Origin of the sequence: Arthrobacter sp. ISL-28, assembly GCF_018613875.1 — a bacterium.
Classification (GTDB): domain Bacteria; phylum Actinomycetota; class Actinomycetes; order Actinomycetales; family Micrococcaceae; genus Arthrobacter.
Genome location: NZ_JAGGPJ010000035.1, coordinates 33,324 through 41,021 on the forward strand (window position 1 = coordinate 33,324; position 7,698 = coordinate 41,021).

The window sequence follows — 7,698 nt, forward strand, 5'->3', positions numbered from 1 at the left end:
AACTCTCCGACCGGCTGCCAGACAACGCAATCATCACCGCGGACTCCGGATCCTCCGCCAACTGGTACGCCCGCCAGCTGAGATTCAGCAGCACTACCAGGGGCTCGCTCTCCGGAACCCTGGCCACGATGGGATGCGCTGTGCCGTACGCGATCGGCGCGAAATTCGGCCATCCGGACCGCCCCGTCATCGCCTTCGCCGGCGACGGGGCGATGCAAATGAACGGCCTCACCGAGCTGATCACCATCCAGCGGTACTGGCAGGAATGGGCCGATCCCCGGCTCATCGTCGCCGTGCTGCACAACAACGACCTGAACCACGTCACCTGGGAACTGCGGGCCATGGGCGCCGCCCCCGCCTTCCGGGAATCCCAGTCACTTCCCGACGTCGACTACGCAGCCTTCGCCTCAAGCCTCGGCCTGGAAAGTCTCACCGTGACCACGCCCGATGGAGTCGGGCCGGCCTGGGACAAAGCGCTCACCGCGGATCGGCCCACCGTTCTGGACGTGCACACCAATCCCGACATCCCACCCATCCCTCCACACACCACGCTTGAGCAGGCACTCAACACCGCCAAAGCCCTCGCCAAGGGCGACAGCAGCACCTGGGGCATCATCAAGGAAGGGGTCAGAACCAAAGCCCAGGAACTGCTCCCGGCAAGGAACCTTAAGCACATGAACAATCCCCTCAGGTCGTCGTTATTACAGGTGCGTCATCCGGTATTGGCCGTGAAACGGCACTGCAGTTCGGACGCCGGGGCGCACACGTCGTAGTAACTGCCCGGAATCAGGAGGCGTTGCGCAGAGTTCCGGGAGTGTGTGCGCCGACGGCTTCCGGTTCCGGGTGAGGAAGCGGGAGTGGGTTAACGAGGACGGTTTTCCCGACGCTGCCGAGGCCATTTTTCACGTTGTGTGTCCGGGTTCACAGAACTGCCGTCTGTCCGGGGCTAGATTGCGAGGGTAGGCAGCATCCGTTCCACGACAAGGAGGCAAGCTATGTCCGCGACATCTCCGGTGGCCCGCCACCCGCACATCTCCGCCCTGCATCTGGGCCGACGCACCACAGCCGGGGTCACCGGCGGAATCGCCGGGGGCCTGGTGTTTGGGCTGCTCATGGCCATAATGGGCATGCTGCCCATGGTTGCATCACTGGTCGGCTTGAGTTCCGCCCCGGCAGGCTTCGGCATCCACATGGTCATCTCGATCCTGATCGGGCTCGGCCTCACCGTCCCCTTCGCCGGGCTCCTAAGCTCTTACGGCAAGGGCACGCTGGTTGGTCTCGGCTACGGTGCGCTCTGGTGGGTCCTGGGGGCCCTGGTCGTCATGCCCGCCGTCCTGGGCATGCCGCTGTTCATGATCGACACGATGGCTGGCTTGTCCCTGATGGGCCACCTGGCTTACGGGGCCATCCTCGCCCTCGTTGCCGTGCGCGTGCTGAAAGGCCGGGCATGAGTGATGACGTCGGACGGGATCTGGAGGCCGCTGCCGGCGGCCCCCAGCCCTGGGCGCCGAGACAACGGGAGCCCGACCCCCTCGCGCCCGGCCCGGAGGACCCGTTCACCTGCCTGGACGAGGTGGACCTGTTCGCCGACCTGGCCCCCGAAGAGATGCGCGCCATGGATCTCATGGCCCCGGCCCGGATGTATCGCCGCGGAGAATTGGTCTTCAGCCAGTCCCAACCCGTCACAGCCCTGTTCATCCTCAAGGCCGGCAGAGTGCGTGTGTTCCGGGTCGCGGAGGACGGTAAGGCCCTGACGATGGCCATTCTCGAACCGGGCGCGGTGTTCGGGGAGATGATGCTGGTGGGCCAGCGGATGTATGACAACTATGCAGAGGCCATCGAGGACTCGGCGATCTGCCTTCTCAGCGCCGAGGAGGTGGAACGATTCCTGATCTCGGACCCCCGGATCGCCATCCGCATTTCCCGGCTCCTGGGCGAACAAGTCGCCCGGCTCGAAGAACGCCTCACCGATCTGGCCCTGCGCCCACTGACGGCCCGCGTTGCCTCAACCCTGCTCAACCTCGCAGGTACCGCCCCTGCCGGCAGATTCGGACAGAACCACCCCATCCGGCTCACACACGAACAAATCGCCGGACTGCTCGGCGCCACCCGTGAAGCCACCAGCAAGACCCTGGCCGAGTTCGCAGCCCAAGGCATCATCCGGCAAGGCCGCGGCCGCATCACCATCCAGAACACCACAGCGCTCAGATCGAAGGCCCGGAACACCGCGTGATCACCGCCGGATACGGGGGCGATCACACCGCGAGCTCCAACGCACGCAACCAGCCCAAGCCTGACATTTAGCTCCGTGGAAAGGCCTCCATTTATAGCTGCGATTCACAGTTCTTGGCCGTCGAAAAAACAGCGGACGGGTGTCGCTGTGGAGGACCGATGCTTACGGGCGTCGCTGTTTGCATATGTTCCGCGTTCCCTAATATGCCTGATTGGCGGGATGCCAGCGCATGTACGTTTGAGCAATGACGAGCGACTTTGACGTGCGTTGGGCTGAGCCCGCAGACGCGCCCAGCATGGCAAGAGTTCACGTGGACACCTGGCGCGAAACCTACCGGGGAATAATGAGCGACGTTGTGCTGGACGATCCCGCACTCCTGAGCTGGCGTGAGAGATTCTGGGACGCGGCCCTGACCGATCCAAGATACGGACAAAACACCATTGCCGTAGCTTCGCATGAAGGAGCGCTGATCGGCATTGCCATGTCAGGTCCCGCCCCCGACGACGCGGACCAGCCACAGCAGTTGCACCTCCTCTACGCATATGCCGCATTCCACGGTTCCGGGGTGGGTACGGCGCTCCTCAATGCAGTCATCGACCGGACCACGCCTGCTGCGCTCTGGGTCGCCGACCCTAACCCGCGAGCACAAGGCTTCTACCGCAAGAACGGCTTCGTCACCGACGGCGCGGTGAAAATCGAAGACGACGTGCGGGAGATTCGAATGGTCCGAACGGTCTAAAACAGCAAACGCTCGCTAAGGATCGACCTGCGGACACGTCCCACGGCTCGCAACCGTCTTGCTTCGCTCATATACACGGTAGGGTCCGGGTATGGCCGCAGCACCTCGGAGCGTTCAAGACCACGCCCGCCGCAAGCTCTCAAAGTTCCTCAGACGTTCGAGTCCCGGATTGGGTGAGCCAATCACCGCCCTGCGGGACGAGAGTGGTCGCATTCCGCTCCTCGAACTCACATGGCAGCGGCTTGACGACGACACGTGGCGCATCACCGGTCTCGGAGACCAGCGGCTCGATAAGCGAATGGTGGACTCGACAATCGTTGAGTGCCGTGTGTTCTTCACTCCTGGCGAGGACTGCTATCTGCCAGGGATCGTCACGGCGCTTCAAAGCCTCATCACACCTAAGCAGGCGAAGGCTAGGCGCTTCTTGAAGCAGCATGTTGCTCAGGTAGTTATCGGCCCGCGCATTGGGGCGTCAGGCCCGATCTTTCACTCCGGCCGCCTCGAAATGGACAACGGATTGGGCCCCGGCATCTTGCTTGGCAGCGATCTGGTCGCGATGGATTACATCTACGGGATTGCCCTACACGAGGACGACGATCGTCTGGCCCGCCTAGAGAACGTGAGGCTCGAATCAGCGTTACAAGCTGTCGTCTACCACTTCAACGACCTTCTGCACGTCATCGCGAACGTTCGGGCTCAGATCGAGCATGATCTTGAGATGGGCTACTTCGAGTTCAAACCCTAGATCAATCGCGCCGAACAGTATTCGAACCATCGGGCATCGAACCTGCCCGGTGAGCGATCCCTACACGGGCAAGTGTGCGGCAACGAGCGATCACAGAATGCCGCCACCAAGCGATCAAATCCACCACAGCATCTTCGGCTGCCATGCCATATGCAGGTCAGAAAAGATGATTATTGACGGTAGCTGTCCCACTTTGCCGCCCAGAGGCCCCTCCGGCGGGGGAAGGCCCCTCCGGGCGTACCCTTAGAACAGGCCGAGGGCGGAAGCTCTACTGGTTTCCCCCATCCCAGTGGACCCCAGCCCGCCGCCGGTCTCAAACTCCCTCAACTGCGCTGGCTCCTGTGCCGATACGCAGGGAACCGTAGTTTTGGACGAACGGGAGAGCACTTCCGTGCCGCGGTGCCGTAAAGCCCGCGGCCGAGATGAAAAGTTCCAAGGGGCAGCGGGCATGGCAACAGGCACAGTGAAATGGTTCAACTCCGCAAAGGGCTTCGGTTTCATCGCCCCTGATGACGGGTCCGCAGATGTCTTTGCCCATTACTCCGCGATTGCTTCCAGCGGTTACCGCTCGCTGGAAGAGAACCAGAAAGTTCAGTTCGAGGTGGCCCAGGGTCCGAAGGGTCCCCAGGCGGAGAACATCCGTCCAATGTAGGGGTGTAATTTCCGTTCGATTTGGGTACGTCCTGTCATGTCTGGATCGGGATGTACCCGATGACCAGCGTGCCCAGGTGTGCGGCTGCGCTCACGTCGAGCATGGTGTCGGTGATGACCAGGTTGTCACCGGCAATAATCAGGGCGGCGCCATGTGCTGCCGCCTCCAGCCACTGGGCATCATCGGGATTTCTCGGGTTGAGCTGTTCGGAGTAGATGGGTTCCCCGCCGATGGTTAGGGTGAGGACGGCCCCGGTGGCTCTCAGGCAGCAGCTGCCCTCCACCTCCGCGGCCTGTTGCAGGATGTCCGTGTACTCCGGACTCATGGCCAGCTGGAAGCCGTGGGAAAGCAGAATCGACACCAACGCGGAGGTCAGTTCGCCGCCGCGTTCACGGAAGGAGACTACCGGAGTCAGCGTGTACGCCAGCGCCGCAACAACCGTCCCGGGGCTGCCGAGGACGGGCTCCTGGGTCAGGACCATCCGGGCTGCGAGAGGCGTCAGCTCGGACGGCCTCCACGGGGCCGTGCCCACGGTGAGGCCGGGTTCGCTGCATTGCCGGTGGAACACGTAGTCGGTGAACGTGACGTATTCCGTTCCGTCCGGTGCGGTGCTTTCGGTGATATCCACGCTCAAGGACAGCGGTTCCTCGGGCTGCAGCGGCTGTCGGCAGGCAGCGCATGTCGTGGCGATGGCTGCCGCGGTGGTCACGTAGTGCGTTGTGTCCCTGCCCTTGAAGGATTCCAGTCCCTCGTCCCAGGCGACATTGCGTGTGACGGGCATCCAGCGATTCTACCCATCGGCACCCTGAGGCAGCAGCCGAAAGGGCTGACAGTGCCAAGGGTAAGGCTTCCCCTGCCCAAACGCGTCAGCCAGTCCCAACCTCAGTGGATATCGTCAGGCGCGCCTATCCTGCTGGTGTGCGGTCAGGGGGCCTACGGGGCAGAGCCGATTCACCACCTCGGTGAGTTGCCGGGTGAGGAAGGGCTTTGTCAGGTACGCCGCTGCTCCGGAGGCCATGCCAGCCATTTCGTCGTCAACCTCGGACCGCGCGGTGATAAACAGCATCGGCGCCTCGGACCGTCCCCGGATATGCCGGGCGACGTCCAGCCCGTCCATGTCCGGCAAATTCAGGTCTACCGTCACCAGGACCGAGTGGTGTTCCCATGCCGCGGCGACTCCCTGAGCGCCATTGCCCACCGCATGAACATCGAACCCCATCCGCGTCAGGATCAGCGTGAGCAAATCCCGGATATCCTGGTCATCCTCGATGACCAGGCAAAGCCCCCGTGAACCCAACGTGCCCCCCCGGCCTGTAGCAGGTGCACAGTCTAGGACGGAAACCTCAAGCCCCTTGATCGCCGCCCTGGCCTTCTCGGATCGTCAGGTACCCTGAGCACACGCCGGGACCGACCACATCCCTGCGGGGCTCACTCAGAAAGGCATCATCAATGAAGATGAAAATCAAGGACCACTGGGACCGGTTCAGCCCCGCAACGCAGCGATGGCTCACCAACAACCCCGGATGCCTGATCCTGCCACGCACCATGACGGAAGAGATCTGCCAGGAAACCGGCGTCAGCGTTGACCGTGACGAGCACGGCCAGGCAATACTCTCCCAGCAGGACCTGGACTTCATCCGGGCCAAGCCGGAAGAAACCCCAACACCCCCGCCGGAGCACCGGTTCTTCGACGCAACCCAGCCTGGAGAAAACAGGTAGAGCCGACACCGCCCCTTCCCGTTGTGCGCCGCGAGGTGAAGCCGGCGGATGCCAACCAGCCCAACAGTGCAGGCGGGTGACGGTAGTTGCGGCCCGGGGGTCAGCCGGTAGCCCCCGGCGTAGTCTGGTGCTGGCAGCCATCGGTTCGGAGGAGATGACCACATGATCGGATTGAACAAGACATCCCATGATGTTCAGCACGGCCCGGCGGGCCGGACCAGACACGCCGCCCAAGCCGCGCCCCAGGTGGACGCCGCTGTGCGCTGGGCGCTGTCCCGACTTGAGGACACCAATATGCCCGAGGTGGTCCACGCAGTTGTCCTCACCCTGACAGGGAATCAGAAGGCCGCGAAACAGGCACGGAAGGCTGCCAAACAGGCGATCCACCGCGCGGAGCGGAAACTCAGGCCCACCCGCCCCGGCCACGGCAAGGCATGGCTGGCCGCAGGCCTTCTCGTTGCGGCCCTGGCCGCAATAGTACTTACCTGGCGGGGTCTAACCGGAAGCGGAGAGCCCGAACCAGCCCAAGCCGGGGACCTTCCCAGGGACGCCATCTGACAACAACCCCGGTGAACACCAGGAACGGACTCCACTCTCCACTTTGACCTCATCTGGCCCTCCCGCACGTTGATTCCAATCTGATGGAATCACCGGTGAAAGTGGGGTGCCGATCACGCCGGGCGGATTCCAGCCCGCCCTGCCGGCGAAGATCAGACTGTCACAAGCAGGCCTGTGCGGCCTGCCGCCACGGGGCAAGGAAAAGGGGGGCCGCGCTTTGAAGTGCTCCCCGAAAGTTGGACTGAAATATTCAGTTCTGTCTTTCGGGGAGCAGTTTTATGCATGCGTGTAGTTCGTTATCTGGGGAGCAACGCAGGGCCGCGGTAGCGTTGTTTGAGACCGGTTGGGGCGCTAGAGCTGCAGCGACGAGGCTCGAGGTGAGCACGAAAGCCATCGGTCGGTTATATGACCGATGGAGAGTTCGCGGAGGTACGACGCTGGTGACGAAACCGACCAAGCGGTTGTTCTCGTTCGAGTTCAAACTTGATGCCGTGCAGCGGTACCTGTCGGGAGAGAACAAGGTGGCCCTGTCGAAAGAGCTACAGCTGTCCTCTCCGAAGCTAATCGAGAAGTGGGCGCGCCAGTACCGGGACGAGGGCGACGCCGGTCTGCGCGCGAAACCGAAGGGCCGTCCGAAGGCAAGCCCGGAGGCTGCGGCAAAGCCTGAATCAGAGTTGCAACGATTGCGCCGCGAGAACGAGCGTCTGCGGGCCGAGGTGGCCTTCCTGGGAAAAGTGCAGGCCTTGAGGGACGAGGAACGGCCGTAAGGGTCCGTGCAGTCATCGCCCTCAAGGCAGAACACCGCCTGAACGTGCTCCTGGAGGTAGCCGGGTTGGCCCGATCGACGTTCTTCTATCACCAGACTCGATTCCTTGCCCCTGACCCGCAAGTAGACCTCAAGACCGCGGTCACGGAGATCTTCGAGAAGAATTATGGCCGGTACGGGCACCGCCGCATCCACACTGAGCTGGTCAAGCAAGGGTGGACGATCGCGAAGAAGACCGTATTGAAGGTGATGCGTTCGCTGCGGTGTTAGCGGCCATGAAAAACTG

General features: G+C 62.8%; 13 protein-coding genes. 11 read left to right on the top strand and 2 right to left on the bottom strand.

What is annotated here, in order from left to right:
* The 7 genes from J7E80_RS20465 to J7E80_RS20495 all read left to right on the top strand — a co-directional run.
* A partial coding sequence (locus tag J7E80_RS20465; RefSeq protein WP_251037158.1) for a thiamine pyrophosphate-dependent enzyme occupies positions 1 to 773 on the top strand: 773 nt, incomplete at its 5' end.
* Entirely contained in the window at positions 740 to 847 is a 108-nt protein-coding gene (locus J7E80_RS20470; RefSeq protein WP_251037166.1) for a hypothetical protein, read from the top strand. The genes J7E80_RS20465 and J7E80_RS20470, both read left to right, overlap by 34 nt.
* A 148-nt stretch (positions 848 to 995) precedes the next feature.
* Entirely contained in the window at positions 996 to 1,451 is a 456-nt protein-coding gene (locus J7E80_RS20475; RefSeq protein ID WP_251037159.1) for a hypothetical protein, read from the top strand.
* Entirely contained in the window at positions 1,448 to 2,233 is a 786-nt protein-coding gene (locus tag J7E80_RS20480) for a Crp/Fnr family transcriptional regulator (RefSeq protein ID WP_215054055.1), read from the top strand. Before J7E80_RS20475 ends, J7E80_RS20480 begins: the two co-directional genes overlap by 4 nt.
* A gap of 244 nt (positions 2,234 to 2,477) precedes the next feature.
* Positions 2,478 to 2,972 carry a GNAT family N-acetyltransferase gene (locus tag J7E80_RS20485; protein WP_215054056.1) on the top strand — a complete coding sequence of 165 codons (495 nt, stop codon included), beginning with the start codon at positions 2,478 to 2,480 and terminating at the stop codon, positions 2,970 to 2,972.
* Between the two features lie 91 nt (positions 2,973 to 3,063).
* Positions 3,064 to 3,717, top strand: coding sequence for a hypothetical protein (locus J7E80_RS20490; RefSeq protein WP_215054057.1), 654 nt, complete (start codon positions 3,064 to 3,066; stop codon positions 3,715 to 3,717).
* A 448-nt stretch (positions 3,718 to 4,165) separates the two neighbouring features.
* Positions 4,166 to 4,369 carry a cold-shock protein gene (locus J7E80_RS20495; RefSeq protein ID WP_215054058.1) on the top strand — a complete coding sequence of 68 codons (204 nt, stop codon included), beginning with the start codon at positions 4,166 to 4,168 and terminating at the stop codon, positions 4,367 to 4,369.
* Between the two features lie 34 nt (positions 4,370 to 4,403).
* Here J7E80_RS20495 and J7E80_RS20500 read toward each other — a convergent pair whose 3' ends face one another.
* Together J7E80_RS20500 and J7E80_RS20505 are read right to left on the bottom strand one after the other, a co-directional pair.
* Positions 4,404 to 5,150, bottom strand: a complete 747-nt coding sequence (locus tag J7E80_RS20500; protein ID WP_215054059.1) for a hypothetical protein — start codon at positions 5,148 to 5,150, stop codon at positions 4,404 to 4,406.
* A gap of 114 nt (positions 5,151 to 5,264) precedes the next feature.
* Positions 5,265 to 5,666 carry a response regulator transcription factor gene (locus tag J7E80_RS20505; protein WP_215054060.1) on the bottom strand — a complete coding sequence of 134 codons (402 nt, stop codon included), beginning with the start codon at positions 5,664 to 5,666 and terminating at the stop codon, positions 5,265 to 5,267.
* Positions 5,667 to 5,818: 152 nt separating this feature from the next.
* Here J7E80_RS20505 and J7E80_RS20510 point away from each other — a divergent pair, with 152 nt between their 5' ends.
* The 4 genes from J7E80_RS20510 to J7E80_RS24745 all read left to right on the top strand — a co-directional run bounded on the left by J7E80_RS20510 (position 5,819) and on the right by J7E80_RS24745 (position 7,682).
* A complete protein-coding gene (locus J7E80_RS20510) occupies positions 5,819 to 6,088 on the top strand; it encodes a hypothetical protein (RefSeq protein WP_251037161.1) in 270 nt (89 codons plus the stop codon).
* 162 nt (positions 6,089 to 6,250) lie between these two features.
* The gene (locus J7E80_RS20515) at positions 6,251 to 6,646 is read left to right on the top strand and encodes a hypothetical protein (protein ID WP_215054061.1); all 396 of its coding nucleotides are present in this window, start codon (positions 6,251 to 6,253) and stop codon (positions 6,644 to 6,646) included.
* A 440-nt stretch (positions 6,647 to 7,086) separates the two neighbouring features.
* Positions 7,087 to 7,413 carry a helix-turn-helix domain-containing protein gene (locus J7E80_RS20520; RefSeq protein WP_215054062.1) on the top strand — a complete coding sequence of 109 codons (327 nt, stop codon included), beginning with the start codon at positions 7,087 to 7,089 and terminating at the stop codon, positions 7,411 to 7,413.
* 44 nt (positions 7,414 to 7,457) lie between these two features.
* On the top strand, positions 7,458 to 7,682 hold the full coding sequence (locus J7E80_RS24745) for an IS3 family transposase (protein ID WP_215054063.1): 225 nt from the start codon (positions 7,458 to 7,460) through the stop codon (positions 7,680 to 7,682).
* Positions 7,683 to 7,698: the final 16 nt, after the last annotated feature.